Genomic DNA, 26,996 nt, shown 5'->3' on the forward strand with positions numbered 1-26,996 from the left:
GCCTTACCTTCACTCGTGGTCGGCGGGGAGAGGGTGCGGTGGTGACGGACACGGCGATTCTGGTCGAAGTGCGGGACGCGAAGCTGTTCGCCCTGCTCTCCGGATTGCGCGGCAGCCGGCTGGCGGTTCCCGAGCCGCGCAGCCCGATCGCCCGCGCGGTCGCCGGCTCCCTCGCCGAGACGCCCGGGGACCAGCGCACCGCCACCGAGTGGGCGGCCCTGCACTTCACCAGCTCCACCAGCCTGCGCCGGGCGTTCCGCGCGGAGAGCGGGCTGTCCTTCACCGAGTGGCGCACCCGGCTGCGGCTCAACCACTCACTCGACCTGCTGGCGAAGGGGATGCTGGTCGGCGCTGTCGCCGCCCGGGTGGGCTTCACCAGCGCCAACGGCTACATCCTGGCGTTCCGGCGGCACTTCGGTGAGACGCCGGGCGCGTACATCGCCCGTCGCAGCAGCTCCGGAGGTCCGATACATGGCCAGCTTCAAGGTTCGTAAGGCGGTCGACCCGCACGTGCTCATGCTCGAGGTGGCCGGCGGCGAGCGGGTCTCGCCCAACGTGGTGCGGGTGACCCTCGGCGGCGAAGGCCTCGGCAGGTTCACGCCGCTCGGCTTCGACCAGTGGTTCCGTCTCTTCCTGCCCCGCCCGGGACAGGACACCCTGAAGCTGCCGACCGCCACCTCCGGCCTCTGGTACGCGCAGTACCTGGCCACCGCGAAGCAGAAGCGGCCGTACGTGCGCAACTACACGGTCCGCGCCTACCGCGCCGAACAGCGCGAACTCGACGTGGACTTCGTCATCCACCGGGAGGCGGACGGCAGCTGCGGCCCGGCCGCCTCGTTCGCGCTGAACGCCAAGCCCGGTGACCAGGTCGGCCTGCTGGACCAGGGGATCGGCTACAACCCGCGGCACGAGCACGACTGGACGCTGCTGATCGCCGACGAGACCGGCCTGCCCGCGGTGGCCGGCATCTGCGAGTCACTGCCCGGGGACGCGAAGGGCCTGGCCATTGTGGAGTTGCCGTCGGCCGAGGACCGGCAGGAGTTCCGGGTGCCGGCGGGCGTCGAGCTGCACTGGGTGCCCCGCGACGGGGCGGGCGGGGTGCCGGGCGGGCTGGCCATGTCCCGCCTCCGCGAGACCCAGCTGCTGGGCGGGACCGTCTACGCGTACCTGGTGGGTGAGTCGGCGCTGGTCACCGGCGGCCGCCGCCACCTGGTCGAGGAACTGCGGGTGCCCAAGAACCAGGTGGACTTCATCGGCTACTGGCGGCACGGCCGGCCGGCCGGCACCTGAGGCCGCCGCCGGTCAGCGGGGCAGCGTCACGGTGAACCGGGTGCCGCCGCCCGGCCCCGGTTCGGCGGCGATGGTGCCACCGTGCGCCTCGACGATCGCCTTGGTGACGGCCAGCCCCAGCCCGGTGCCCTTGATCTTGCGGTCGGTCGCGGTGCTGGCCCGGAAGAACCGGGTGAACAGCTGCGCGTACTGCTCGGCCGGGATGCCGATCCCGGTGTCGGTGACCGCCACGACGACCGTGGTGTCGGTGGCGCCGGCGGTGACGGTCACCGTGCCGCCGGCCGGCGTGTACTTGATCGCGTTGGAGAGCAGGTTGTCCAGCACCTGCCGCAGCCGGGCGGCGTCGCCCGGCACCACCGGTAGCGCGCCGATCTCGGCGACCAGGGTGACCGGCCGGGCGTCCGCGTTGCGCTGATGCTCCTGTACGGCCTGGCGCAGCAGCCGCTCCGGTCGCAGCGGCCGGGGGTCGATCGCGGTGTGCCCGTTCTCCAGCCGGGCCAGATCGAGCAGGTCCTCGACCAGGTGCACCAGGTGGGCGCTGGTGCGCTCGATGACGGCCAGTTCCGGCCGCCAGGCCAGTTCCGGCTCCTCCAGCAGCGACTCGGTGTACGCCGCGATGATCGCGATCGGGTTGCGCAGCTCGTGGCTGACGACGGCGACCAGCTCGTCCTTCATCCGGTCCAGTTCCTCCAGCCGGCGCATCTGCTGCTCCCGCTGGTCGGCCAGTTCCCGCCGCTCGGTGACGTTGGTGCTGATCCCGTCGACGTAGAGGTGGCCGTCCTCTATCCGGGGCATACCCCGGGTCCACACCCACCGGATCCGCCCGTCCACCCCGATCACCCGGCACTCGATCTCACCGGCCCGGCCGGCGGTCATCTGGTCGCGGAACCCGGCGAAGGCGTCCAGGTCGTCCGGGTGTATCCGCTCCGTCTGCTCGTCCGCGCCGTGGGTTTCGCCGCCGAACACGCCGGTCGCGCCCGGCGTGATGAACACCGGCCGGACGTGCGCGTCCGGCATGATCTCGACCGTCCAGATGCAGTCGTTGACGTTCTGGACGACCCGGTTCAGATCGCGCCGCGCGGCGGCCAGTGCCAGCGTCAGGTCCTCGGCGCGGCGGCGCTCCACGAAACGGCCGACCTGCGCGGCGATGTCGTGCAGCACGGTCAGCACGTCGTCGTCGCGGGGCACCTCGGTGCCGGTCAGGAAGGTGAGCACTCCGGCCACCTGGTGTTCGCCGTGCACCGGCAGGCCGATCGCGGTGCTGATCCACAGCTCGGCGCCCCGCGCCCAGACCGCGCCCGGCAGCCCCTCACCGCGGCGGAAGCTCACCGCTTCGTGGCCGGCCTCCGCCTGCGACCAGCCGCCGGCCCGTTCGATCACCTCGCGTTCCTCGTCGACCTCCCAGTACTCGGCGCGCACCCAGTCCAACTCGGTGGCGACCGCGGTGGCCGCCGCCACGGCCGCCTCCCGGGCCGAGGTCGCTTCGGAGAGTGCCTGGGCGACGGCGTGCCCGGCAGCGGCGCAGCATCTCGGCGCGGTGCGCCTCGGTGACCTCGTGCATGGCGACGACGGCGCCGAGGCGCCGGCCGTCCGGGGTGTCGATCGGCCGGGCGTTGGCCAGGAAGCGGCGCGGCGCCCGCTCCGGCGTGCGGATCACCATCTCCTCGTGCTGCACGGACTCTCCGGCGTACGCGCGAGCCAGCGGCACCTCGTCCGGGCTCATCCGGGTACGGCCGTCCGCCCGGTACAGGTGGTAGGTGGTGGCCCACGCCTCCGCGCCGACCGTCCGCAGCCCGAGCCCGTGGATCTCCCGCATCGCCGGGTTGAACTGGGCCAGCCGCCCGTCGCTGCCGCACGCCGCCACCCCGGTGTCCAGGCTGTTCAGCAACGCCTGGAGGAACGCACGCTCCTGTTCCCGCTCGAACGCGTCGGATCCGCTGTCCGAGGCGACGAGCGCCTCGGCCGCGGCGGCCAGGTCCGCCAGGTTCGCCAGGTCCTCGTCGGTCCACCGGCGCGGCACGATGTCGGTCACGAAGAACGTGCCGACCGCCGCGCCGTCCGCCCCGCGCAGTGGATGACCGGCGTAGGCGACCACGTGCTGACCCTCGCCGGACGCCGTGCTGACCCGGTGGTCGGCCCGGGCGTCGGTGACGATCAGCGGTGCGTTCTCGGCGTGCACGTAACGGCTGGCCGGATGCCGGGCCGGCCGCCGGGGGTCGCCCGGCAGGAACACCCCGGCCATCGGCGCGCGCAGCACCCTGGCCGCCGCCCGGGTCAGCCGATCCAGCGCGGGCGTCTCCGTTCGCGTGCCCCTCGCCAGGTCGTTCTCACCTGCCGTCACCCCATCCCGATCGGCCGCCGAAAGCGGTCACTGAGTTCCGGCGGATGTTTCCGGTGACGGCCGTCTCAGCGGCGCTAGGAATTTAAAATTTGAAGGACCGGTTGTGGTGATCTGCGAGCGCCGATCAGGCCCCGCACCGGATACAGGGGAGTGAGCAACATGAGCGAGAAGAAGATCATCGCGGTTGTCGGCGCCACCGGGTCGCAGGGCGGCGGACTGGTGCGGGCCATCCTGGCCGACCCCGACGGTGGATTCGCGGTGCGCGCCCTGACCCGGGATGTCACCTCGCCCAAGGCGCAGGAGCTGGTCAAGCTCGGCGCCGAGGTGGTGCAGGCGGACAACTATGACCCGGAGAGCCTGGAGCGGGCGTTCGCCGGAGCGTACGGCGCCTTCCTGGTGACGAACTTCTGGGCGCACATGTCGGCTGCCAAGGAGCTCGAGGAGGCCGCCAACCTGGCCGGCGCCGCGAAGCGGGCCGGACTGCGACACGTCGTCTGGTCGACCCTGGAGGACACCCGCGACCACATCGCGGTCGACAACGACCGGATGCCGACGCTGCAGGAGAAGTACAACGTCCCGCACTTCGACGCCAAGGCCGAGGCGGACGAGCTGTTCCGCGCGGCGGGAGTGCCGACCACCTTCCTGCGCACCACCTTCTACTGGGAGAACCTGGCCAACGGCTGGGGCGCCACCCGCGACGAGAACGGCGTGCTCACACTCGCCCTGCCGATGGGCGAGAGCAGGCTCGCCGGGATCGCGGTCGAGGACATCGGCAAGACCGCCTACGCGATCCTCAAGGCGGGCGCCTCGTACGCCGGGCGTACCGTCCACATCGCCGGCGAGCACCTGACCGGTGAGCAGGTCGCCGCGGGCCTGAGCCGGGCCGTCGGCGAGCCGGTCGTCTACCGTCCGCTCACCCACGACGCCTACCGGAACCTGGGCTTTCCGGGCGCCGACGAGGCGGGCAACATGCTCCAGTACTACACCGAGTTCGAGGACTACTTCACCGGCGTCCGCGACCTGGACGAGGTCCGCAAGCTCAACCCCGAGCTGCAGACCTTCGACCAGTGGCTGGACGCCAACGGTCACACCATCCCCACCGCCTGACGCTACCGGCCGCCGGCGCCGACTCACCTAGCCTCCTAGGACGGGTGCGGGCGGTGCCGGGGGTCGCGCTACAGTCCGGCTGTGTCAGCACCTGAGATCACCGTGGCCACCACGGCCGACCGCACCGGGATCGTCGAATCCCTGGTCGCAGCGTTCCGTAACGACCCTGTTCTGCGCTTCCTCTTTCCGGACGAGGAGACCTATCCGGCGCACGCGGCCGCCTTCTTCGGTCATCTCTTCGACAAGCGGGTGGGCCGGCAGTCGATCTGGACGATCGGCGGGGCGGCGGTGGCGATCTGGGAGCCGCCGGTCGGCACCGCGGCCGTCACCAGCCATGTGGCCGAGCCGGATCTGCCGCCCGATGCCGTCGCGCGGTTGAAGGATTACGACCACGCCGTGCACAGCGCCCTGCCGGACAGTCCGTTCTGGTACCTGGGCGTTCTCGGCACCGATCCGGCGAGCGCCGGTCGCGGCTGGGGCCGTGCCGTGATGGCCGCCGGGCTCAACCGGGCCGCGGCCGACGGGCTGCCAGCGATCTTGGAGACCAGCACGCCCGGCAACGTCGAGTTCTACCGCCGGGCGGGCTGGCGGGTGGTGGGCGAGCTGACCGCACCGCTACCGATCTGGATCATGCAGCAGTAAGCGGGCGGTCAGGGTGTCGCCTCGACCGCCTTGGCCGCCTGCGCGATCGCGGCGGTGTCCGCCTTGAGCTCGCGGGCCACCACCTTCTCCGCGGTCTGCCGCAGCACCCGCTCCACCTTGGGCCCCATGTCGACCGCCGCGACCACCACCAGCCCGGCCTCGCCGTCGTCCAGCAGTTCGCCGAGTTCCTTGATGTCGTGCCGGCTCATCCCGGCCGCGGCGTGCCCGGCCAGGGCGCCGATCAGCGCACCGCCGCCGGTGGTCGCGGCCAGCAGGCCGCCGCCGAGGGCCGCGAACGGGAAGATCACCGCGGACAGGCCGACGGCCAGGCCGAGCCCGGCGCCCATCCCGCCGCCGACCCGGGTCGGCATCTCGTGCTTCTTGATGATCTTCGTCTTGCCGTCCCCGCTGCGCTCCAGCACGGCCGCGTCGTAGTCGTCGATCAGACCCTCGTCCCGGTGCAGGGTCTTCACCAGCTCGTAGTCCGCCCGTGCCGCGGCCACGCTCGGATACACGCCTACATAGACGGAGTACGTGTCGACAGCCATTTCCGTCCCTCCCGCTCGTTCCGCGTCTGGAACGACCGTGCCGCACGGGCCAACGGGTTCGCTTCCTCCCGGGCGGATGAGCCGCTACCGCGCCGGCCGCATGCCGAGCGGCCGGTCGAACAACTACCGCGCCGGCCGCATGCCGAGCAGCCGGTCGAACAGCTGGAAGCGGAGGACCACGGTGAGAGTGGCGTACCAGAGCAGCAGCGCCGGCAGCACCACGAAGAAGACCGGCTTGGACGGACCCATCAGGCCGAAGTAGTCCCAGAGCACCGGCACGTTCAGGACCGCGCTGAACAGCAGGCAGAGCGCGCCGACCAGCATCGCGGGGCGCAGGTCGCCGCTGGGGGAGGTCCAGGCGGCGAAGGCCCGGGAGCGCGGGGCGAGGAACAGGATCAGGATGAACGAGGCGAAGCAGAAGAAGGTCGACAGGCCGGTCTGCGCCAGGATCGTCGCCGAGGCGGTGGTGAAGTCGGCGTCGCTGCCGTACGTCAGACCGGTGTAGGTCTCGAACTCGTCGGTGATCCGGTCCGGGGTGCGCCCGGAGCTCAACCCCAGCGTGATCATCTCGTAGAGGGCGGTGTAGACGGCGGTGCCGAAGGTGGCGGTGACCACCGCGGCCGGCACCACGAACCGCACCAGGTTGCGCAGCAGGTGCGGGTCCGGGCGGGTGGGCCGGGCCCAGAAGGTGAGGAACACCGTGGGGATGCCGACGGTGAACATGGTGAGCCCGACCTGGGTGGGCGAGTACGGGAAGCCCAGCCCCAGCATGGTGACGGCGAGGATGACCAGGCCCTGGCTGGCCACCCGGGCCAGGAAGACGTAGAGCGAGATGCCGATGCCGTTGATGATCCGGCGGCCTTCGTGCTGGGCCGGCGGCAGCGCGGCGAACGAGTCGTCGACCAGCACGATGTCGGCGACGTCGCGGGTGACCGTGCTGCCGCTGCGCATCGCCACCCCGACCTGGGCCTGTTTGAGGGCGCGGGCGTCGTTCACCCCGTCGCCGATCATGGCGACGTAGTGGCCCTGCCGGCGCAGCGAGCGGACGATCCGTTCCTTGTGCTCGGGCGCCACCCGGCCGAACACGCAGGCCCGGGCCACCACTCGGTCCAGCGCGGCGTCGTCCAGGTCGTCCAGGTCGGCGCCGCGAACCGGTTCGTCCGCCTCGATGCCGGCCCGGCCGGCGATCGCGGCGACGGTACGCGGATCGTCGCCGGAGAGCACCTTGAGCCGGACACCGTCGTCCCGGAACCGGCGGACGGTCTCGACGACGTCGTCGCGGAGCTGGTCGGCGAGCGCGACCAGCCCGACCGGCACCAGCATCGGCAGATCCGGCCGCCCGTCCGCGTCACGGAGCCCGGCCTCCGGGTCCTCGGTGCGGGCCAGCAGCAACACCCGCAGGCCTAGGCCGGTCCGCGACGTCACCTCCGCCGCCGGTAGCGCCGACCGCAGCCGCGGTGCGAGCGTGTCCGGGGCGCCGAGCACCCAGCTGCCCTCCTCGGCGACCAAACCCGACCAGCGCAGCGAGGAGGAGAACGGGATCTCGTCGCGGACCTGCCAGGGCTCGCCGGGCAGAGCGGCGGTCAGCGCCAGGGCGGTCAGGTTCGGCGTGGTGGCGTTGTGGGCCAGCCCGCCGAGCACTTCGGCCACCTCGGCGTACTCGTGGTCGGCGAGCGGGACGATCTCCTCCAGCGAGAGCCGCCCGGTGGTCAGGGTGCCGGTCTTGTCGGTGCAGACGACGTCCACGTTGCTCACCGACTCGACGGCGTTGACCTGCTGGACCAGGGCGCCGTGCCGGGCGATGCGGACCGCGCCGGCGGTGTAGGCGAGGGCGATCAAGAAAAACAGCCCATAGGGTACGAGCCCCGACAGCACCGCCGTGATCTGGACGACCCGCAGCACGCTGAAGCCCTCGATCGCCGCCTGGCCCAGGATGGCGCCGCTCATCAGGGCGGTGAGCGCCATCACGAGCCGGACGATGAACTCGATGCGCCGCTGCAACGGGGTCATGTCGGTGGTGGAGCGGCGGGCCTCGGCGGTGAGCCGCCCGGCGTAACTGTGCGCCCCGACGTCCCGGGCCAGCTGGTGCCCGTCGCCGGCCACGCAGACGCTGCCCGAGCGCAGGTCGTCGCCGGGATGTTTGACCACCGGATCGGATTCGCCGGTGAGCAGGGACTCGTCGGCCTCGATGCGGCCGCCGTCGAGCAGCGGGCCGTCCACCACGATCTGGTCGCCGGGGCGGACCCGCAGCACGTCGCCGCGGACCACCTGGTCGGGGGCGATCTCGGTCTCCCGCCCGTCGCGGACCACGAGCACACCGGCCTGGTCCAGCAGCTGGAGGCGGTCCAGCTTGCGTTTGGCCCGGATCTCCTGGACGGCGCTGATCACCGCGTTGATCAGGCCGAGCCCGACGCTGATCAGGGCGTCGCTGTACCGGCCGAGGACCAGCAGCGCGGCGCCGATCACGAAGAGGATCAGGTTGAAGAAGGAGAAGACGTTGGTGCGCAGGATCTCGGCGTAACCGCGGGTGCCGCCGCGCACCGCGCTGTTCGCCTCGCCCCGCCGGCGCCGGGCCTCGGCCTCCGCCCCGGTCAGCCCGTCCGCCGGGGCGAGCATCAGCTGTTCCATCTCAGTCGTGGCCCCCGTAGCTACGGTAGATCGTCCCGATGGATCCAGGTGGGCGTTTCCCGCCCGCTCCTCCCGAGACGTACGTGGTCGCTCGGATGGCTGAATCTCCTCGTCGGGCCGCGCCGGCCAATTCCTGATCTTGTGGGACGCTGTGTTGGCCTTCGGAACCAAGTTGCGAAGGCCAAGAGGGCAAGCCCTCCTTTCCATGCTCTCTTGTATTTGTTCATGCGTGCGTCGAGGTGCCGAAATGACGTGAACAAGGGATGGGTGGTGACTGGTCCACCGCCGGATGTCTGCCCGGCCAGGCCCGTGTCGAGGAGAAAGGGGACCTTGCCATGAGGTCCCAGGTTTTCTAGGACTCGCAACGTGCGAGAGCCCGCGTTCATCGCGGTGTCTCTCGCCCTGATGGGACTCTTGCTTCTTGTCCTGTGCTGGGGCTTCCTTGGAAGGCGCTGCGAAAAAGATGCAATTCACCCTGTCAGGTCAAAAGTCGCTGCGACTCAAGCCGAAGATCAATTGACGGATTCGACGGCAGGCTTCCACGAATCGGAATGCGGTACGGCGGCGCCGTCCCGTGACGATATTGGTGGCCCGTCAGGTGACGCCGACGCCCGGGAGGATGGTGAGACCTTGGCCGCTCCATAAAAGTTGCCGGGGCGGCGTCGATCGTTCGGCGCCCCCAACCATGTCCCGATACAGTTTGACCGCCGTAGGAAAGCGACCTACCCGAAGGACTGTGGTGGACGGCAAGCTCTCTTTCTGGCTCGGCCTGGTGCTCGCGATCCCGCTGTCGATAGCCGCCAATCTGGTGACACCGCCCGTATCCCGCCTGGTCGCGCGATACAACGCGCGCTGGGACCGGCGGCTGATTCTCAAGTCGGCCAGGCTGGAGGCGGTCAGTTCCTGGATGGGCGAGAATCCCGACAAGTTCTCGCACTACGCGGCGATGGCGATCCCCCGGGTTCTTCGCAGCCTGGTCATCCAGTTCCTGACGGCGGCCATCATCGCACTCGGGATCGTCCTGATATATCTCGCGGACGTGTCGGATCCGATCGTCCAGCTGCTGATCGTCCTTCCGGTCGCCTATCTGTTGTATGAGAACCTCGCCCTTCTCGATTACGTCCGTCGCCTCAACGTCGTCTGGGCCGTCATGCGGGCACGGAACGGCTGGCCCGTCTACTCCGACCTCTCGCCGGTCAAGGAGGAACCCGTCACCGCGCTCAGAGAACCGGTTCGTCCGCGCCGGGAACCGTCCCGCTGACGGCCGGAACCACCGGGCAAGGCTGTTTCCGCACATGAGGGGCAGCCCTCGCTCAGGCGCCGCCTGGGGTTCATGTCCGGGCCGCCCGGCGCGCATAGCTTTCGGGCCATGTCGTCAGCGCTGGATGTCAGCGTCGTCATCCCGACGTGCAACCGCCCGCACCTCGCCACCCGCGCTGTCCGCAGCGCCCTCGGCCAGACCCACCGGAACCTCGAGGTGATCGTCGTGGTCGACGGGCCCGACGAGGCGACCGAGAAGGCGCTGGCCGAAGTCGCCGATCCACGGTTGCGGGTGGTGGTGCTCCCGGTGCGGGGCAACGCCCCGAACGCCCGCAACGCCGGCGCTCGGGAGGCTCGTGGCCGGTGGACCGCGCTGCTGGACGACGACGACGAGTGGCTGCCCGAGAAGATCGCCATCCAGCTGGCGCTCGCCGAGGCGTCGCCGGCCGGATCGCCGATCGTGGCCAGCCGGCTGATCAGCCGTACGCCGCGCGCCGACTCGGTGATGCCACGCCGGCTGCCGGCCGCCGGGCAACCGCTGAGCGAGTACTTCACCGTCCGGCGTGGCCTGTTCTACGGCGACGGCTTCATCCAGACCTCCACCATCCTGGCGCCGACCGAACTGCTGCGCCGCGTGCCGTTCACCGTGGGGCTGCGCCGCCAGCAGGAGCTGGACTGGACGCTGCGGGCGGTACGCGAGCCGGACGTGGAACTGCTCTACGCCGCCGAACCGCTGGTGCTCTGGCACCAGGACGAGAACCGGCACCGGATCAGCCTGGAGATGCCCTACGAGCAGCAGATGCGGTGGCTGCGCGCCAACCGGGAGCTGTTCACGCCGCGGGCGTACGCCGCCTTCACGCTCAGCGTGATGAGCTCGATGGCCGCGCCCTCCCGCCAGGCCCGGCATTTCCGTGAGCTGCTCGCCGAGGCCCGCGGCAACGGCCGCCCGGGCGCCCTCGACTACCTCACCCATCTGCAGATCTGGGCCCTGCCGCCGGGCCTGCGGCGCCGGGTGCGGGACCTGATCGTGGGCCGCGCGGTCGATGCCGGCTGACCGCCGGGTCGCGGTCTGGCGCAGCGCCATGCTGCCCGGCTCGGAGACGTTCGTCCGGGCGCAGGGTGACGCGCTGACCCGCTGGCGCCCGCTCTACATCGGCGCCGAACGTCTCGCCTCGGTGCTGTCCCGGCCGGACGACACCGTAGTGTTCGAGGACCGGGCGGCCGCCTTCCTGCGGCTGCGCCTGACCGGTACCTCACCGCGGCTGCGCGGCGCCCTCGCCGGCCTGCGGCCGGACCTCGTGCACGCCCACTTCGGCGGCGACGGCTGGCTGATCAGCGGTACGGCTCGCCGGCTCGGTGTGCCGCTCGTGGTCACCCTGCACGGCCACGACGTGACCCGTCAGCCGCTCAGCTCCGGACTGCACGGCCTGCGCTACCGGCGCAACCTGCGTACCGTCTTCGGCCGGGCGGCCCTGATCATCGCGGTCTCCGGCGTGATCAGGGACCGGGCGATCGACTGCGGTGCCGACCCGGCGAAGGTACGCGTGCACCACACCGGCGTACGCGTACCCGACACGCCCCCGCTGCTCCCGAAACGCTGGGACGTCGCCTTCGTCGGCCGGTTCGTCCCCAAGAAGGGCGTCGACGACCTGCTCACCGCCCTGGCCGGGATGCGAGCGCCCCGGCCGCGGGCGGTGTTCCTCGGTGACGGCCCGCTGGAAGCCGGGATGCGCGAGCGTGCCGAGCGGCTGGGCCTGGACGCGACGTTCATGGGCGCGCAGCCGCCGGAGTCGGTGCAGCGGCACCTCGCCGAGTCGCGGATGCTTGTCGTCTCGTCGAAGACCGCCCCCGACGGCGACACCGAGGGGCTGCCCACCACGGTCCTGGAAGCGGGCGCCCTGGGCGTACCGGTGGTCGCGACCCGGCACAGCGGCATCCCGGAAGCGGTCGTCGACGCCGAGACCGGCCTGCTCTGCCCGGAGGCGGACCCGGCCGCGCTGGCCGCCGCGATGACCAGTCTGCTGGGCGACGCCGTCCTGCGCCGCCGGCTCGGCGCGCAGGCCCGGCGCCACGTCGGGGAACGCTTCAACCTGCGGGCCCAGACCCGGCGGCTGGAGTCGCTCTACGACGAGTTCAGCCGGTGACGGCGGTAAGCGCGGTGGCGTACGCCTTCTGCCCGTCGGCGGTCGGGTGGAATGACTCGGCGATCTGGTCGCGGACGGCGTGGATCCACGGCGTGGCGGTGCACACCTCGTGCCCGTCGAAGATCTCCCGGACGTCGACGAAGGTGAACCCGGCGTTCGCGGCACGCGCCTTGATGAGCTCGTTGAGGGTGTCCGCGCCGGTGTTCAGCGCCTCCCGGCGAGCCGCGCTCAGCGACTCACACTTCACCCCGGTGCCGGAGGCCAGCAGGTGCGGGTAGCCGAGCACGTACACCTTCGCGTTCGGGGCGCGCTCCTTGATCGCCGTGTAGAGCCCGTCCAGCTGCTCGGGCAGCACCGTCTCGGCGGTGCTGGCGGCGGTCCGGGTCGCGGAGCCGCAGGTCAGGTCGTTGCCGAGCATGCACTGCTGAAGGGTCTGCGACCAGCCCACGTCGTTGCCGCCGACGGTCACCGTCACCCATCCGGTCTTCTCGTCGAGCGCCCGCAACTGGGTGGTCCGCACCTCGTGGATCACCGCACCGCTGCACGTGCTGTCGGTCACCTCGCCGATCGTGCCGGCGGGACGCGACTTCGCCCACAGCCGCGGGTACGACGAGTCGGTGCTCCGGTAGCACTCGGTGTCCGCGTAGTTCCCGGCGCCCAGCCCGGCGGCGTACGAGTCACCCAGCGCCACGTAGTCGCGCGCCTCGGCGGCCTCCGCGCCCCCGTCATTGCCGGAACCCGAGCAGGACGCCGTCGCGATCCCCGCCACCACCACGGTGACCACAGTCTTCATCCAGCGTCGCTTCAACCCGACTCCTCGTTCACCCGATCCCGGCCCATGATCATGCATGACGGCCCGGAGAATGCATACTCGTTCGCTGTGACCATGCGACAGCCCCGCCTGGAAATCGAGTACTGCACGCAATGCCGCTGGCTGTTGCGTGCCGCCTGGACCGCGCAGGAGTTGCTCACCACGTTCGCCAAGGAGCTGGGGGAGGTGGCGCTGGTGCCGGGGATCGGCGGCGTCTTCGAGATCCGGCTGGGCGACGAGACCCTCTGGTCCCGCAAGGCCGAGGGCGGTTTCCCCGAGCTGCCGCACCTGAAGCGCCTCGTCCGGGACCGCATCGCACCCGGCCGCGACCTCGGCCATTCAGACCGCCAGGCGCCCGCCGCGGAGGAGAGCTGAGCCTCTTTTCTCCGCGGAGAGCCGAGCGCCGTCACCCACCTTTTGGCAAGGTTGACGGATGACACCGAAGATCGTTTCGTACCTGTCCCGCTGGACCATCTACGTGCCGATTCTGGCGGTCGCGGCCCTGATTCTGACCTGGGGACGTGACCTGCCGCCGCCGGGCGTGACGGTCGTGGCACTGCTGCTCGGCGTCGCGGTCCTGGCCGCCGTCCACCACGCCGAGGTCGTCGCACACCGGGTCGGCGAACCGTACGGCTCGCTGATCCTCGCGGTCGCGGTCACCGTCATCGAGGTCGCCCTCATCGTCACCCTGATGATCAGCGGCGGGGAGAATTCCCAGTCCCTCGCCCGGGACACCGTCTTTGCCGCCGTGATGATCACCTGTAACGGCATCCTCGGCATCTCCCTGCTGGTCGGCGCGCTCCGCCGGCGGATCGCGGTCTTCAACCCGGAGGGCACCGGCTCCGCCTTCGCCACCGTCGCGGCGATCGCCACGCTCAGCCTGGTCCTGCCGTCGTTCACCACCAGCCGCCCCGGCCCGCAGTTCTCCCCGGCGCAGCTGGGCTTCGCCGCGGTCGTCTCGCTCGGCCTGTACCTGCTCTTCGTCGCCGTGCAGACCCGCCGCCACCGCGACTACTTCATGCCGATCACCACCGAGGGCGAGGTGATCGACGCCGAGGAGCACGTGGAGCCGCCGTCCTCGCGTACCGCCCTGAACAGCCTGGGCCTCCTGCTGCTCGCCCTGATCGCGGTGGTCGGCCTGGCCAAGGGCATCTCCCCGGCCGTCGAGTCCGGCGTCGTCGGCGCCGGCCTGCCACATTCCGTGGTCGGCGTGGTGATCGCCCTGCTCGTGCTCCTGCCGGAAACCATCGCGGCGGTCCGCGCCGCGGCCCGCGACCGCATCCAGACCAGCCTCAACCTCGCGCTCGGCTCCGCCATGGCAAGCATCGGCCTGACCATCCCGGCCATCGCCGTGGCGATGATCTGGCTGCCCGGCCCGCTGCTGCTGGGCCTCGGCGGCACCCAGATGGTGCTGTTAGGACTCACCGTCGTCGTCGGCACGCTCACCGTGGTGCCCGGCCGGGCCAACATCCTCCACGGCGGCCTGCACCTAGGCTTGCTCGCGGTTTTCCTGTTCCTGGCGGCAAGCCCATAATCGGTACGCCCCACCCCGTCCCGCCGAACCCACGCCGTCCCGCCGAGCCCCGCGACCTGCTGCCCACTCCAGGCCGCACCGCGCCCGCCGGGCCCAGGCAGCCGCTCACGCTCGACGTGGGACGGCGTCGCGCGTACCCGAAAGGGTTTGCAAGGTTGTCGGGCGTTGCGCAAGCGGTAGATTTCTTCGTCGCAGCCGACGGCAGGGGAGTGAGGGTGGCTGAGGCCCGCACGCTGGAACGCGAGGCCCGGCAAGGGCCGGGGATCGGTTCGGTGGAGGTGCTGGCGGCACTGCTCGTGCTGCTGGTGATCTTCCGGGGGGAGCTCGCCGGGGTGGTGCCCGGCGCGCGCTGGCAGACCTGGACCACGGTCTTCGTGTCGGTGCTGGTGCAGGCCGTTCCGTTCCTGGTGTTCGGAGTGCTGCTGTCGGCGGTGATCGCGGTCTTCGTGCCGCGCTCGTTCTGGGCGCGGGCGTTGCCCAGGCATCCGGCGCTCGCCGTGCCGGCGGCCAGTGTGGCCGGTGTGGTGCTGCCGGGCTGTGAGTGCGGCAGCGTGCCGATCGCCGGGTCGCTGATCCGGCGCGGGGTGACGCCGGCGGCCGCGCTGGCGTTTCTGCTGGCGGCGCCGGCGGTCAACCCGATTGTGCTGACCGCGACCGCGGTGGCCTTTCCCGGTGACCCGGAGATGGTGGTGGCGCGCGGGCTGGCCAGCCTGGTGGTGGCGATCGTGATGGGCTGGCTGTGGCTGCGCCTCGGCAAGGCCGAGTGGATCAAGTTGCCGCACCGGCCGGATGTGGACGGTGCGTCGCGAGGGCGGGCGTTCTGGTCGGCGTGCCGGCACGACGTGGTGCACGCGGGCGGTTTCCTGGTGCTCGGTGCCGCGGCGGCCGCGACGATCAACGTGCTGGTGCCGGAGGCCTGGTTGCAGACTCTGGCCGCCGAACCGGTCCTGTCGGTGCTGGCACTGGCGGTGCTCGCCGTGCTGTTGTCGATCTGCAGCGAGGCGGACGCGTTCGTGGCCGCGTCGCTGTCGCAGTTCTCGCTTACCTCCCGGCTGGTCTTCCTGGTCGTCGGCCCGATGGTCGACCTCAAGCTGATCTCGATGCAGGCCGGTGTGTTCGGCCGCGGGTTCACCGCCCGGTTCGCCCCGGCCACCTTCGTGGTGGCGGTGCTGGCCGGCTCGGTCGCCGGGATGGTGCTGCTGTGAACCGGCAGGCGCAGGCGGTGGTCCTGCTGCTCTTCGGCGGCGCGATCCTGAAGGCCTCGTTCACCGATCTCTATCTGCGGTACGTGAAGGAGGGCCTGCGCCCGTTCCTGATCGCGGCGGGCGTGGCGCTGGTGGCGACCGCGATCGCCACCCTCTGGTACGAGCGGCGGCCCGATCACGATCATTCGCATCACGAACCACGGGTCGGTTGGCTGCTCATCCTGCCCGTGCTGGGCCTGCTGCTGGTTGCCCCGCCGGCGCTCGGCTCGTTCACCGCCGGACAGTCGGGCACCCTGCCGGTGTCCGGTTCGGACTATGCGGCGCTGCCGGCTGGCGACCCCGCCCCGATCGGGCTGCTGGACTACGCCTCCCGGGCGCTCTTCGACGAGGGCCGCAGCCTCACCGGCCGCCGCGTGCAGCTCACCGGTTTCGTCACGGCCGGCCCGGGCGGTGCCCCGATGCTGGCCCGGATCGTGGTCGGCTGCTGCGCCGCGGACGGCCGCCCGATCAAGGTGGGGCTCACCGGCGGGCCGCTGATCGACGTGCCCGCCGGAACCTGGATCCAGGTCACCGGCACGCACAGCGCGAAGCGCGGCGAGGATCCGGTCAACCAGGCCGACATCGCTTATCTGGAGGTCGCCCAGTGGCAGCCGGTCACCCCGCCCAAGCAACAGTACGAATGAGAGCGGGCCTGGTCATCGCCCTGCTGGCCGCGGGCGCCCTGCTGGCCGGCGGTCTGCCTCAGCAGTCACCGGCTCCGGTCGTACCCACCCTGGAGTCGGTCTGGCCGTCGGCGCGGCGGGCGGACCTGCGCGATCTGACCGTCGAGCCGCTGCTCTTCCGGGACGCCACGACGGCGGTCGGCACGGTCACCGGGGACGGATTCGTCCGGCTGCTGGTGGAGTCGGCCGGCGGCGGAACGCGAGAACTGCGCCGGCTCCCGGACGCCGGCGAGCCGCGCTTCGACAACCTGACCGCTGCCGGTGCCGAGCTGCTCTGGACCGAGTCGTCGGGTGACCGGCCGGTCGAGATCTGGGCGGCCAAGGACGGTGACCCGCCCCGCCGGCTGACCGCCGACACCGGCAACGTCCTGTTCTACGGCAACCAGCACGACCTGGTGGTGGCCGACGGCCGGGTGCACTGGGCGGCCGGCGACGACGAGAAGACCACCGAGATCCGCTCGGTCGCCCTGACCGGCGGCGCGGTACGGGTTCGTGAGGTGACCGGCCAGTGGGCGCTCACCGCCTGGCCGTGGCTGACCGACGACGTGGGCGGGCAGTCCGGCACGATCCGGATGCGGAATCTGGTGTCCGGCCGCGAGGTACGGGTGGTCGCGTCCGGTGCCGAGTGGAACATGTGCAGCCCGGCCTGGTGCCGGGTCATGGTGATGTCCGGCGACGGGCTGGCCCGGATCGACCTGATGCGCCCGGACGGCTCCGAGCGGCGGCGGATCGCCGGGCCCGGCGCCCAGTCCGCGGTCACCGACGTGGCCGTGCTGGACCGCTTCGAGATCCTCTCCCAGCCGCGGCCCGACTCCGACGTGACCGGAACCGCCGGGCTGCTCGTGCACGATCTGGTCGCCGGTCGCAGCGTCACCCTGGCCGCGGCGGCCGACCTGGCGGCCACCCGCGACGGGATGCTCTGGTGGTCCACCGGCGATCCGGATGCCGCGGTCTGGCACACCCTGGACCTGCGAACCATATGAGCACATCGTCATCTCGCGATTAGACGATAAGTTTTGAAAACGATTACCGTTTCCGGCGTGAAACGAATGACAGGCATGTTCGCGGTCGCGCTCCTCTCCCTCGCCGCGTGCGGTTCCGGTGATGCCGGGACGGCGGCGGCCGGACCGGAGCGACTCGCGGTGGTCGCGACCACGCCGGAGGTCGCCGACTTCGTCCGCAACCTCGGCGGCGACCGGATCGACGTCACCCAGATCATCAAGCCGAACGTCGACCCGCACGAGTACGAGCCGACACCCGCCGACATCAAGGCGATCGGCGAGGCGAAGGTCGTGGTGAAGAACGGTGTGGGACTCGAGGAATGGCTGGACCGGACCATCGAGTCGGCCGGCTTCCGGGGCTCCGTGATCGACTCCAGCCAGGGCGTGACGCTGCGCGAGGGCGGCCATGCCCACGCGGAGGAACACGCGGAGGAAGAGGAGGCGGAGGAGGGCGAAGAGCACGATCCGCACATCTGGCACGACCCGCGCAACGCCAAGCTGATGGTGGCGAACATCGAGAAGGGCCTCACGGCCGCCGCGCCCGCCGAGGCCGCCGCCTTCACCGCGAACCTCTCCGCGTACCAGGCGAAGCTCGACAAGCTCGACGCGGACAACGCCGCCGCCTTCGCGAAGCTCACGAACCGCAAGCTGGTCACCAACCACGACGCGTTCGGCTACTACGTGGACCGGTACGACCTGGAGTTCGTCGGCTCGGTGATCCCCAGCCTGGACACCTCGGCCGAGCTGTCCGCGAAGCAGCTCAGCGAGCTGGTCGCCAAGATCAAGGCAACCGGCGCCAAGGCGATCTTCGCGGAGAGCTCATTGCCGGCGAAGAGCGCGGAGACCATCGCGCGCCAGGCCGGCGTCAAGGTGGTCGCGGGCGAGGACGCACTGTACGGCGACAGCCTGGGCCCGGACGGCACCTATCTCGCCGCCGAGGAACACAACACCCGGGTCATCGTCGAAGCGCTGGGCGGATGACCGCTCTCCGGTACACCGGGGTCAGCGTCGGCTACCAGGGCTCGCCGGTGCTCACCGGGGTGAACCTCGCGCTGCGGGCCGGGCGGCGCCTGGCGCTGGTCGGCCCGAACGGAGCCGGGAAGTCGACGCTGATCCGTTCCGTGGTCGGTCTCGCCGAGGTGCTCGGCGGCACCGCCCAGGTCTTCGGCCGCAGCCCGGAACGGGGCCGGGAACTCTGCGGTTACGTGCCGCAGGCCGGTGACCTCGACGCCGACTTCCCGGTCACCGCCGGGCAGGTGGTGCTGATGGGCCGCTACCGGCGGATCGGCTGGTTCCGGCCGACCCGCGCCGCCGACCGCCGGGCGGCCCGCGACGCCCTCGACCGGGTCGGGCTAGCCGATCACGCCGGACGGCGGTACGGGGTGCTCTCCGGCGGTCAGCGGCAACGGGTGCTGCTGGCCCGGGCGCTCGCGGCCGAACCCCGGATGCTGCTGCTGGACGAGCCGTTCAACGGCGTCGACGCGGTCAGCCAGGAGGCCATCCTGGCCGTGCTGCGGGACCTGACCGCCGCCGGCACCGCGCTGATGCTCAGCACCCACGACCTGCGTCTGGCGCGGGAGGTGGCCGACGAGGCCTGCCTGGTCAACGGCCGGCAGTGGGCGGCCGGGCCGCCGTCCGAGGTGCTCTCCGACGCGACGCTGCGTGAGGCGTACGCCCCGTGATCGAGCCGTTCACCGTACCGTTCATGGGCCGCGCTCTCGCCGAGATCGCCCTGCTGGCGCTGATCTGCGGCCCGGTCGGGGTCTTCGTGCTGGTGCGCCGGCTGTCGTTCGTCTCCGACGCCCTCACGCACACCGTGTTCCCCGGGGTAGTGGTCGGCTTCCTGGCCGGCGGTGCCGACGGGATCTTCCTCGGCGCGCTGGTCGCGGGCCTGCTCACCGCGGTGGTGCTGACCGTGCTGACCCGCGGTGGCGCGGTCACCGACGACGCGTCCACAGCGGTCCTGCTCACCGCGATGTTCTCGCTGGGTGTGGTGCTGGTGTCGCGGCGGTCGTCGTACACCTCCGACCTCACGACCTTCCTGTTCGGACGGCTGCTCACGGTGACCACGCAGCAGATCGCCGAGACGGCGGCCCTCGCCGCGGTGATCCTCGGGTTGCTCGCGGTCGGCGCCCGCGCGCTGTTGTTCCGCGCGTTCGACCCGGTCGCCGCGGCCGCCGCCGGCTACCGCACGTTCTGGCTGGACCTCTGGCTCAACGTGCTCGTCGCGCTGGTGGTGGTGGCCGCGGTCCGTGCCGTCGGGACGATCCTGGTCGTGGCGCTGCTGATCGTGCCGGCCGCGGCGGCCCGCCTGGTCACCGACCGGCCGGCCGTGCTCGCGCTGCTCGGCACCGGCCTGATCCTCGCCGCCGGGTACGCCGGACTGCTGATCAGCTGGCATGCCTCGATCGGGTACGGCATCGCGCTGACCTCGGCCTCCACGGTGGTCCTGCTGCTGGTCGCCGCGTACCTGGTGCTGCTGCCCGCCGGCCGGCTCCGATGAGCTTCTGGGACGACGCCCTGCACCGGGCGGTCGCCGAGGTGATCCTGGCCGGGGCGCTCGCCGGCCTGGTCGGCGTGCACGTGGTCCTGCGCCGGCTGTCGTTCTTCACGATGGCGCTCACCCACGCCACGTTCCCCGGCGTGGTGGTCGCCGCCCTGCTCGGCCTGGACCTGCTGCTCGGCGGGATGGTCACCGGGGTCGCGGTGGTCCTCGGCGTCGCCGCGCTGAGCCGCCGCACCGGCCGCAACGCGACGGCCGCGACCGGCGTGCTGCTCTCCGCCGGGTTCGCCCTCGGCGCCGGGCTGGTCGCGCTGCGCAGCGGGTTCAGCCGGGACCTGTCGTCCTATCTGGTCGGCTCGATCCTGACGGTCACCACCCGGGACCTGCTGATCACCTGCGGGACGCTGCTGGTGGTCGGCTCGGTGCTGGCGGTCTGCGCCCGGCCACTGCTGTTCACCGGTTTCGACCCGTCCGGAGCCCGGGCCGCCGGGTACGCCGTCGGCGCCTGGACCCTCCTGCTGCTGCTCCTGATCGAGGTGGTCGTGGTGACGCTGGTCCCGGCGGTCGGCACCATCCTCGCGGTCGCCCTGATCGTCGCCCCGGCCGCCGCCGCGCGGCTCTGGTCGGCCCGCCTGCCGGTGGTGACGGCATTGGCGGTGGGGCTCGCGATCGCCAGCGGCCTGGCCGGTCTGTACGCCTCGGCCCGCTGGAACCTGGCGGCCGGCGCGAGCATCGCCCTGGCGGCGACCGGCACCCTGCTCGTGTCCGCCCTGCTGCGGTCGGCGCACCGGTGACCCCGGCACTGCTCGACCGGGCGGTCACCGTGCTGCGCGGCATGGCGTACGAGCACCGGCTGCACATCCTGATCCTGCTCCAGGACGGCGAGCGGACCGCGGGGGAGCTGGCGGCCGCGGTGCCCGCCGACCACACCGCGGTCGCCCACCACCTGCGCTGCCTGCTGGACGCCCGGCTGGTCCGGCGGCAGCGCCGCGGCCGCAACGTCTTCTACGCCCTGCCGGACGAGGCCACCCGTGACCTGATCACCGAGGTGCTCCGGCACGCCGCCGGCTGACCGCACCGGCGACCACGTCGACGACCAGGAACGCCAGCAGCGGCACCCCGAGCAGCGGCATCGCCCAGCCGAGCGCGAAGACCACCGGCACCCCGGCCATGATGGCCCACCCCGGCAGGCCGAGCCAACCGCCCCGGGCCGGCGCGGCCCCGACCGGCGCACGGCGGTCGCCGCGGGTCGGCCGGCGCTGCCACCACATCCGGTAGCCCCAGACGATGACGCAGAGCAGGCCCACGGCGAGTGCCGCGAGCAGGATCTGGTTGGCCGGTCCGAACAGGACGCCCATGTGTGCCTGCACGCCGAGCTTGCTGAGCTGGGCGAGCAGCGGCCAGTCGGCGAAGTCGCTGCGCGCCACGACGGTGGCGGCGGCCGGGTCGACGGCGACCCGGTCCAGGCCGACCGGCCAGGTGTTGTCGACGCCGGCGACCGTCCAGGCCTGGCCGCCGCTCTCCGGCAGGGTCAGTTCCACCGGGCCGGTGAGGCCGTTGTCCCGGGCCACCCGCAGGACCGTGTCGGCCTCGGCCGGGTCCACGGTGGTGGGTGTGTCGCCGCCGGCGCCGTGGTGGCCACCGGCCGAGGCGGCGGCACCGGGTACGTCGAGGGCGGGCCGGTGGGCGTCCAGAGTGTCCAGTGCGGTGGTGAAGGACGCTCCGGCGTACCGGGACCAGGTGAGACCGGTGGCGGACAGGATCAGCAGGCCGACGGCGAGCCAGGCGCCGGTGGCGGCGTGCCAGCCGCGGGTACGGCGTACGCCCTTCTTGGCCGCCAGGTCCGGGGTGAGCATGCCGCGGACGCTGCGCCGGCGCCGCCACCACAGCACGATGCCGCCGAGCGCCAGCACCCACAGCCAGCTCGCGGCCAGTTCCGAGTAGTGCCGGCCCAGGTCGCCGAGGTGCAGGTTGCGGTGCAGATCGTCGAGCCAGGTGGTCACCGGGGTGGAGCCCCACCAGGTGGTGAGCTGCCCCTGAACGTCACCGGTGTACGGGTCGACGTAGACGGTGTGCTGGTTCTCCCCGAGGCCGGGCTGCGAGAACACGACCCTGGTCGTCTGGTCGCCGGTGCCGGGCTGCACCGCGGCGAGTGTCCCGTCCGGGTGCGCGGCACGGGCGGCGGCGATCTGATCGGCGAGGGGAAGCGCGGTGCTCCCGGCCTCGGCGACGGTCAGCTTGTCGCCGTAGAGGGCGGCGTCGAGCTGCGGCGTGACCGTGTAGAGCAGCCCGGTCACCGCGGCGACCACGAGGAACGGCGCGACCAGCACTCCGGCGTAGAAGTGCAGGCGTAACAGCAGCGCGGCGAAGCCGGAGGCGCGCCGCGCGGGGCGAGTGGGTGCGGTTTCGGCCAGGGGATCGGCGAGTTCGGGCGTCACAGACATCGGCTGTCCTCGTGGTGTCGAAGGGAGTGGCAGTCGACGCGCCCGGCGTCCCGGTGACGGCGTCAATCCTTAGTCGGCGGTGATTCTCAGCCAGTTCCCAGTAACAGTCCGTGACCGAAGAAATACCGGGAACCAACCCCGGTGCGGCGGCGACTAACGGGCGATCCCGAGTCTGAGGAAGATGATGCCGAGAATCGCCACGCCTACCGCCCCGGCCCGGTTGCTGCTCGTCCTGGTCGCGGCGTTGCTCGTACTGGTGCCGGGCGGGCCGGCCTGGGCGCACAACGCGCTCGCCGAGGCCAGCCCGGCCAAGAAGGCGACGCTGGAGAAGTCACCCGCCGAGGTGAAGTTGCGGTTCCTCCAAAAGCTGGACCCGGAACGCACGACCATCACCGTGAGCGACGCGGACCGGCAGCCGGTGCCCGCCTCCGAGCCGGCGGTCAAGGGCAACACCGGGACGATCACCCTCGACGACACCCTGCCCAACGGGGTCTACACCGTCGCCTACCAGGTCGTCTCCACCGACGGGCACACCGTGAAGGGCTCGTACGAGTTCACCGTCGCGGATCCCTCCGCGGCGGCTGCACCCAGCCCCAGCGCAGCCCCCAGCACCGCGGTGGCCGTGGCGAGCGCCGCGCCCATCGAGGAGAAAGCCGCCACCGAGGAGTCGTCCGGCACCGGAACGGTCGTCGGGCTGGTCATCGGCATCGTTGTTGTTCTGGCCGGCCTCGCCGGTTTCCTGTACGCCCGTCGCCGCAAGGCGTGAAAGGTCCCGTGATGAAGCGAGCAGTTCTCCGCCGTGCCGCCGCCGTCTCCGCCATGGCAGCCGCGTTCGTGCTGGCCGTGGCCGGCCCGGCGGCCGCGCACGTGACGGTCAACCCGAGCACCGCCACCCAGGGTGGCTACACCAAGGTGACGTTCCGGGTACCGAACGAGAGCGACGAGGCGTCGACCACCAAGCTCGAGGTCAACCTGCCGGCGGACGCGCCGGTCGCGTCGGTCTCCCTCAAGCCGGTCCCGGGGTGGACCGCGGTGGCCGAGAAGAGCAAGCTGGCCACCCCGATCAAGGCGCACGACAGCGAGATCACCGAGGCGGTCATGAAGATCACCTGGACCGCGGCCCAGGGTTCGGAGATCAAGCCCGGCACGTTCCAGGAGTTCGACGTGTCGCTCGGGCCGCTGCCGGAGGCCGAGCAGATGGTCTTCAAGGCGCTGCAGACGTACTCCGACGGCACGGTGGTGCGCTGGATCGACGAGCCGACCACCGACGGCACCGAGCCGGAGAGCCCGGCGCCGGTGCTCAAGCTGACCGCGGCGGGCGCGGCTTCGGCCGCTCCCTCGCAAGCGGCGGACGCCGTGGCCGACGGCTCCGGTGAGTCGGAGGGCGGCAACGGTACCGCCTGGGGCATCGCGGGCCTGGTCGCCGGCCTCGCCGGCCTGGTGCTCGGCCTGCTCGCCTACCGCAAGGCGGCGCAGAGCTCCTGAGGTCGTCCGGGGCCGGCCGGTGCCGGCCCCGGCATCCCTAACGCGACGAGCTCAGCGGCAGCGCCCGGACCAGCATCCGGTGCGACCGCCAGCCCGGGAACGGTACGAGGTCGCCGACGTGCTGGAAACGCAGCCGCTGCAGGGCGTGCCACACCCGGGTGTTGGTCTCCGCCACGGCGAGCGAGACACGTTCCTCCGCGCGCTGGTCCAGCAGGTCCGTGACCATGCGTACGCCCAGACGGTGCTTCCGGTGCTCCGGAAGCACGAACGCCTCGCACACGGCGAACGTCCGGCCCTCCCACTCGACCGCGAGGTCCGGGTCCTCGACGTCGGTCAGGTCCCGCCACCAGAGAGTCTCCGGTGGCAGCGGGCAGCCCATCACGGTGCCGGCCAGTTCGTCGCCGACGTAGGCCAGCGCCGCCCGGAAGCCCGGTGCCTGCGCGGTCCAGATCAGGCGCTCCTCCACCGTCGGCGTGCTGTGGTCGACGAGATGCAGGTCGGCGGCGTGCACGCGGCGGTAGACCGCGGCCAGCGCCTCGATGTCGACCTGGTCGGTGATCACTACCGTGCTGTCGGATCCCTCGACGGGCGCGGCGTATCGCAAATTCATCATCCTGTCCTTGCTAAGGTAAGGCTTACCTAAACAAAGGTGTGATCCACAAGCAACCACCGCTTTGTAAGCGCAGGCTTACGGAGCGCTCAGGCGCATGACGAGCGAGAGCGGGTGCAGGGCGTCCCGCCGGACTCCGGCGAACCGCTGCGCCAGCGCGTCCGTCAGCGGGCCGAGGCGGACGAACCGGAAGTCGTAGATCAGCAGCCGCCCGCCGGGGCGCAGCACCCGGGCGAGTTCCGCGGCGGCCCGCTCCGGCTGGGGCCATTCGTGCGCGCTCAGCGTGGACACGATCACGTCGGCGCTGTCGTCCGGCCGGGGCAGGGCCGCGACGTCGGCCACCTCGAAGCCGATCGACGGCGAAGCGGCTGAGCGACGTGCGATCGCGAGCATCTCCGGGGAGAGGTCCAGCCCGGTGAGCGCGAGATCCGGTCGCCGGGCGGCGAGCCGGTTGAGCAGTTCGCCGGGTCCGGTGCCGATGTCCAGCACGGTCGCGCCGACCGATGCGGCCGCGGTCACCTCCGAGGTCACCCGGCGGTAGAGGCCGCCGAGCATCCGGCGAGCCCTCCGGTCGTACGCCGCACTGGCCCGCCGGTCGAACCGGGGTGCGGCCTGCTGATCCGACATGATCGTTCCTCCGTGGGTGTTGACAACGCCCCGGACTCTGCATCTTCATGTCGACATGAAGTCAAGCTCCGCGACCATGCCGATCGGCGACCTGGCGGCGATGTTCGGGATCGCACCGCACGTGCTGCGTCACTGGGAGGAGATGGGCCTGCTGGCGCCGGAGCGGACGAGCACCGGCCGGCGCGTCTACGGCCCGGCCGAGGCCACCCGGATCGTGCTGATCCAGATCAGCAAGGAGGGCGGGCTGAGCCTGGAGCAGACCCGGCAGCTGCTCGCCGACGCCGCCGACCGGGACGCCCGTCGTGAGCTGCTCCGGCGGCACAGCGAGGAGCTGCGGCAGCGCATCGCCGCTGCCCAGGCCGCCCTGGACGTCGTCGAGCACGCGGCACAGTGCGAAGCCGAGGACGCGCTGGCCTGCCCGCAGCTGCGGGCGAAGGTCACCGGTCGTCTGCCGCGGGGCCTGTCCGGCTGATCAGGCGCCGAGCTCGGCCTCGATCTCCTCGGGGGCGCGCATCCGCCAGGCGTCGGTGATCAGCTCGGCCAGCCGGTCCACCGACACCGCGGGCAGGCGCAGCATGACCAGCGGCAGGCCGTCGTAGCCGGGTGTGGTGAAGAACAGGTCCGGCTCGCCGAGCAGCAGCGCCTGCTTCTCGGCCTCGTCGCCGACGTAGAGCACGGCGATGTCGACGCGGATCACCCGCGGCTGCCCCGGCAGCCGTTCCGGGTACGACCAGACGAAACCCTTGTTCGCCACCCGGAAGTCGAAGCCGTCACTGTCGATCTCTGCCACCTGTGGCAGCGCCAGTGCGAGACGGCGTACATCGTCCGCGTCAGCCATGGGCACAGGTTACGGCCACCACTACCGGTCACAGCATGTGGATGCCCGCTTGCCGTGCGCCGCCCGAGCAACTAATCTCCGATCCAATAAATAGGAAATACAGGCTTGGCAGAGCAGGTCGGCAAAGCAGCCGGCGCCCCGGAAACCGTAACCCTCCAGTCCTGGCGGTAGAGACATGCGAAAACTCCTCCTCCTCGCCCTCGTCGGTCTCGGCGCCCAACTCGTCGACGGCAGCCTCGGCATGGCCTACGGCGTGACCTCGACCACCCTGCTGCTCGCGATCGGCACGAACCCCGCGGCCGCCTCGGCCACCGTGCACCTGGCCGAGATCGGCACCACGCTGGTCTCCGGGCTCTCGCACTGGCGCTTCGGCAACGTCGACTGGAAAGTCGTCCTGAAGATCGGTGTCCCGGGTGCCGTCGGCGCCTTCGCCGGCGCGACGTTCCTGTCCAGCATCTCGACCGAGACCGCCGCGCCGCTGATGGCGATCATCCTGCTCACCCTCGGCCTGTACGTCTTCCTCCGCTTCACCTTCCAGGGCCTGCCCAAGGGCCAGCTCGGCAAGCCGCTGCGCAAGCGGTTCCTGGCCCCGCTCGGTGTCGTAGCCGGCTTCGTCGACTCCACCGGCGGCGGTGGCTGGGGCCCGGTCGGCACCCCGGCGATCCTGGCCAGCGGCCGCCTCGAGCCGCGCAAGACGATCGGCTCGATCGACACCAGCGAGTTCCTGGTCGCCATCGCCGCCAGCATCGGTTTCATCATCGGCATCGGCTCGGAGAACATCGACTTCGGCTGGGTCGCCGCCCTGCTCATCGGCGGCGTGATCGCCGCACCGATCGCCGCCTGGCTGGTCCGCCACATCCCGCCGCGCGTCCTCGGCGCCGCCGTCGGCGGTGTGATCATCCTGACCAACAGCCGCTCGCTGCTGCGCAGCGACTGGATCGACGCCTCCGACGGCGTCCGCTACTCCATCTACGCCGTGATCTACGTGGCCTGGGCGGCCGCCCTCGTGTACGCCTTCAGCCAGTACCGCCGCAACCGCGACGAGGAGCAGCAGATCATCGCCGAGGCGGAGGCCGCCGCGGCCGCCGGCGAGACCCCCGACGAGAAGGCGTCCACCCCGGCCTGACGGGGTCGAGGTCCGCTTGCCGGTCACTCTCCTTCCTCGGTACGGGTGACCGGCGTCCCGCCGAAGCCGACGCGTGCCCGCTCTCCCCGCGCGAGCCGTGCTGTCCGTCCCGGCCCCACCGCGGCCGCCG

General features: G+C 71.6%; 30 protein-coding genes. 21 read left to right on the plus strand and 9 right to left on the minus strand.

Annotated elements, in window-relative coordinates:
* Positions 1-41 precede the first annotated feature (41 nt).
* Positions 42-494, plus strand: a complete 453-nt coding sequence (locus I4J89_RS37670; protein ID WP_309238646.1) for a helix-turn-helix transcriptional regulator — start codon at positions 42-44, stop codon at positions 492-494.
* A complete protein-coding gene (locus I4J89_RS37675; RefSeq protein ID WP_196418960.1) occupies positions 472-1,290 on the plus strand; it encodes a siderophore-interacting protein in 819 nt (272 codons plus the stop codon). The genes I4J89_RS37670 and I4J89_RS37675 overlap by 23 nt, the downstream gene beginning before the upstream one ends.
* Positions 1,291-1,302: 12 nt before the next feature.
* Here I4J89_RS37675 and I4J89_RS50260 read toward each other — a convergent pair whose 3' ends face one another.
* Both I4J89_RS50260 and I4J89_RS50265 read right to left on the minus strand, forming a co-directional pair.
* Entirely contained in the window at positions 1,303-2,307 is a 1,005-nt protein-coding gene (locus I4J89_RS50260) for a PAS domain-containing sensor histidine kinase (RefSeq protein WP_309238655.1), read from the minus strand.
* A 292-nt stretch (positions 2,308-2,599) separates the two neighbouring features.
* Entirely contained in the window at positions 2,600-3,631 is a 1,032-nt protein-coding gene (locus I4J89_RS50265; protein WP_309238647.1) for a PAS domain-containing protein, read from the minus strand.
* A gap of 159 nt (positions 3,632-3,790) precedes the next feature.
* Here I4J89_RS50265 and I4J89_RS37685 point away from each other — a divergent pair, with 159 nt between their 5' ends.
* Both I4J89_RS37685 and I4J89_RS37690 read left to right on the plus strand, forming a co-directional pair.
* Complete coding sequence (locus I4J89_RS37685) at positions 3,791-4,738, plus strand: NmrA/HSCARG family protein (RefSeq protein ID WP_196418962.1); 948 nt, start codon at positions 3,791-3,793, stop codon at positions 4,736-4,738.
* Between the two features lie 81 nt (positions 4,739-4,819).
* On the plus strand, positions 4,820-5,380 hold the full coding sequence (locus tag I4J89_RS37690; RefSeq protein ID WP_196418963.1) for a GNAT family N-acetyltransferase: 561 nt from the start codon (positions 4,820-4,822) through the stop codon (positions 5,378-5,380).
* A gap of 8 nt (positions 5,381-5,388) precedes the next feature.
* Here I4J89_RS37690 and I4J89_RS37695 read toward each other — a convergent pair whose 3' ends face one another.
* Together I4J89_RS37695 and I4J89_RS37700 are read right to left on the minus strand one after the other, a co-directional pair.
* Positions 5,389-5,928 carry a DUF1269 domain-containing protein gene (locus I4J89_RS37695; RefSeq protein ID WP_196418964.1) on the minus strand — a complete coding sequence of 180 codons (540 nt, stop codon included), beginning with the start codon at positions 5,926-5,928 and terminating at the stop codon, positions 5,389-5,391.
* Positions 5,929-6,051: 123 nt separating this feature from the next.
* The gene (locus I4J89_RS37700) at positions 6,052-8,556 is read right to left on the minus strand and encodes an HAD-IC family P-type ATPase (RefSeq protein WP_196418965.1); all 2,505 of its coding nucleotides are present in this window, start codon (positions 8,554-8,556) and stop codon (positions 6,052-6,054) included.
* Positions 8,557-9,295: 739 nt separating this feature from the next.
* Here I4J89_RS37700 and I4J89_RS37705 point away from each other — a divergent pair.
* From I4J89_RS37705 to I4J89_RS37715, 3 genes are all read left to right on the plus strand, one after another.
* Positions 9,296-9,817: a hypothetical protein gene (locus tag I4J89_RS37705; RefSeq protein ID WP_196418966.1), complete on the plus strand. Its 522-nt coding sequence runs from the start codon at positions 9,296-9,298 to the stop codon at positions 9,815-9,817.
* A 108-nt stretch (positions 9,818-9,925) separates the two neighbouring features.
* Positions 9,926-10,870, plus strand: coding sequence for a glycosyltransferase family 2 protein (locus I4J89_RS37710; RefSeq protein WP_196418967.1), 945 nt, complete (start codon positions 9,926-9,928; stop codon positions 10,868-10,870).
* Positions 10,860-11,960, plus strand: coding sequence for a glycosyltransferase (locus I4J89_RS37715; protein ID WP_196418968.1), 1,101 nt, complete (start codon positions 10,860-10,862; stop codon positions 11,958-11,960). The genes I4J89_RS37710 and I4J89_RS37715 overlap by 11 nt, the downstream gene beginning before the upstream one ends.
* On the opposite strand, the gene I4J89_RS37720 is transcribed toward I4J89_RS37715, so the two are convergent.
* Positions 11,950-12,753 carry an SGNH/GDSL hydrolase family protein gene (locus tag I4J89_RS37720; protein ID WP_196418969.1) on the minus strand — a complete coding sequence of 268 codons (804 nt, stop codon included), beginning with the start codon at positions 12,751-12,753 and terminating at the stop codon, positions 11,950-11,952. The genes I4J89_RS37715 and I4J89_RS37720 overlap by 11 nt on opposite strands.
* 93 nt (positions 12,754-12,846) lie before the next feature.
* On the opposite strand from I4J89_RS37720, the gene I4J89_RS37725 reads away from it, so the two are divergent.
* The 10 genes from I4J89_RS37725 (at position 12,847) to I4J89_RS37770 (ending at position 20,808) form a co-directional block, all read left to right on the plus strand.
* Positions 12,847-13,146: an Rdx family protein gene (locus I4J89_RS37725; RefSeq protein WP_196418970.1), complete on the plus strand. Its 300-nt coding sequence runs from the start codon at positions 12,847-12,849 to the stop codon at positions 13,144-13,146.
* A 58-nt stretch (positions 13,147-13,204) separates the two neighbouring features.
* Entirely contained in the window at positions 13,205-14,305 is a 1,101-nt protein-coding gene (locus I4J89_RS37730) for a calcium:cation antiporter (protein ID WP_196418971.1), read from the plus strand.
* A gap of 209 nt (positions 14,306-14,514) precedes the next feature.
* Positions 14,515-15,510, plus strand: a complete 996-nt coding sequence (locus tag I4J89_RS37735) for a permease (RefSeq protein ID WP_196418972.1) — start codon at positions 14,515-14,517, stop codon at positions 15,508-15,510.
* A complete protein-coding gene (locus tag I4J89_RS37740; protein WP_196418973.1) occupies positions 15,507-16,193 on the plus strand; it encodes a TIGR03943 family putative permease subunit in 687 nt (228 codons plus the stop codon). The genes I4J89_RS37735 and I4J89_RS37740 overlap by 4 nt, the downstream gene beginning before the upstream one ends.
* The gene (locus I4J89_RS37745; RefSeq protein WP_196418974.1) at positions 16,190-17,215 is read left to right on the plus strand and encodes a hypothetical protein; all 1,026 of its coding nucleotides are present in this window, start codon (positions 16,190-16,192) and stop codon (positions 17,213-17,215) included. The genes I4J89_RS37740 and I4J89_RS37745 overlap by 4 nt, the downstream gene beginning before the upstream one ends.
* A 66-nt stretch (positions 17,216-17,281) precedes the next feature.
* Positions 17,282-18,214, plus strand: coding sequence for a metal ABC transporter substrate-binding protein (locus tag I4J89_RS37750; protein WP_196419016.1), 933 nt, complete (start codon positions 17,282-17,284; stop codon positions 18,212-18,214).
* Positions 18,211-18,915 carry a metal ABC transporter ATP-binding protein gene (locus I4J89_RS37755; RefSeq protein WP_196418975.1) on the plus strand — a complete coding sequence of 235 codons (705 nt, stop codon included), beginning with the start codon at positions 18,211-18,213 and terminating at the stop codon, positions 18,913-18,915. Before I4J89_RS37750 ends, I4J89_RS37755 begins: the two co-directional genes overlap by 4 nt.
* Positions 18,912-19,736, plus strand: coding sequence for a metal ABC transporter permease (locus I4J89_RS37760; protein ID WP_196418976.1), 825 nt, complete (start codon positions 18,912-18,914; stop codon positions 19,734-19,736). The genes I4J89_RS37755 and I4J89_RS37760 overlap by 4 nt, the downstream gene beginning before the upstream one ends.
* Positions 19,733-20,530, plus strand: a complete 798-nt coding sequence (locus I4J89_RS37765) for a metal ABC transporter permease (protein ID WP_196418977.1) — start codon at positions 19,733-19,735, stop codon at positions 20,528-20,530. Before I4J89_RS37760 ends, I4J89_RS37765 begins: the two co-directional genes overlap by 4 nt.
* Positions 20,527-20,808, plus strand: a complete 282-nt coding sequence (locus tag I4J89_RS37770) for an ArsR/SmtB family transcription factor (protein ID WP_309238649.1) — start codon at positions 20,527-20,529, stop codon at positions 20,806-20,808. Before I4J89_RS37765 ends, I4J89_RS37770 begins: the two co-directional genes overlap by 4 nt.
* On the opposite strand, the gene I4J89_RS37775 is transcribed toward I4J89_RS37770, so the two are convergent.
* Positions 20,777-22,180 carry a PepSY-associated TM helix domain-containing protein gene (locus tag I4J89_RS37775; protein WP_196418978.1) on the minus strand — a complete coding sequence of 468 codons (1,404 nt, stop codon included), beginning with the start codon at positions 22,178-22,180 and terminating at the stop codon, positions 20,777-20,779. The two genes, I4J89_RS37770 and I4J89_RS37775, sit on opposite strands and share 32 nt — an antisense overlap.
* A gap of 181 nt (positions 22,181-22,361) precedes the next feature.
* Between I4J89_RS37775 and I4J89_RS37780 the strand changes: the two genes are divergently transcribed.
* On the plus strand, positions 22,362-22,946 hold the full coding sequence (locus tag I4J89_RS37780; protein WP_373688191.1) for a copper resistance CopC family protein: 585 nt from the start codon (positions 22,362-22,364) through the stop codon (positions 22,944-22,946).
* A gap of 11 nt (positions 22,947-22,957) precedes the next feature.
* On the plus strand, positions 22,958-23,665 hold the full coding sequence (locus tag I4J89_RS37785; protein WP_196418979.1) for a YcnI family protein: 708 nt from the start codon (positions 22,958-22,960) through the stop codon (positions 23,663-23,665).
* 37 nt (positions 23,666-23,702) lie between these two features.
* Here I4J89_RS37785 and I4J89_RS37790 read toward each other — a convergent pair whose 3' ends face one another.
* Positions 23,703-24,278, minus strand: coding sequence for a GNAT family N-acetyltransferase (locus tag I4J89_RS37790; protein WP_230860267.1), 576 nt, complete (start codon positions 24,276-24,278; stop codon positions 23,703-23,705).
* A gap of 75 nt (positions 24,279-24,353) precedes the next feature.
* Positions 24,354-24,902 carry a class I SAM-dependent methyltransferase gene (locus tag I4J89_RS37795; RefSeq protein WP_196418980.1) on the minus strand — a complete coding sequence of 183 codons (549 nt, stop codon included), beginning with the start codon at positions 24,900-24,902 and terminating at the stop codon, positions 24,354-24,356.
* Positions 24,903-24,957: 55 nt separating this feature from the next.
* Between I4J89_RS37795 and I4J89_RS37800 the strand changes: the two genes are divergently transcribed.
* Positions 24,958-25,374 (plus strand): MerR family transcriptional regulator, encoded by a 417-nt coding sequence (locus I4J89_RS37800; RefSeq protein WP_196418981.1) that lies wholly within the window; start codon positions 24,958-24,960, stop codon positions 25,372-25,374.
* Here I4J89_RS37800 and I4J89_RS37805 read toward each other — a convergent pair whose 3' ends face one another.
* Positions 25,375-25,740: an MmcQ/YjbR family DNA-binding protein gene (locus I4J89_RS37805; RefSeq protein WP_196418982.1), complete on the minus strand. Its 366-nt coding sequence runs from the start codon at positions 25,738-25,740 to the stop codon at positions 25,375-25,377. It abuts the gene before it with no gap.
* Between the two features lie 175 nt (positions 25,741-25,915).
* Here I4J89_RS37805 and I4J89_RS37810 point away from each other — a divergent pair, with 175 nt between their 5' ends.
* Positions 25,916-26,866, plus strand: coding sequence for a sulfite exporter TauE/SafE family protein (locus I4J89_RS37810; RefSeq protein WP_196418983.1), 951 nt, complete (start codon positions 25,916-25,918; stop codon positions 26,864-26,866).
* The last annotated feature ends 130 nt before the right edge of the window (positions 26,867-26,996 follow it).

This window comes from Actinoplanes aureus (genome assembly GCF_015704865.1).
GTDB classification, from domain to species: domain Bacteria; phylum Actinomycetota; class Actinomycetes; order Mycobacteriales; family Micromonosporaceae; genus Actinoplanes; species Actinoplanes aureus.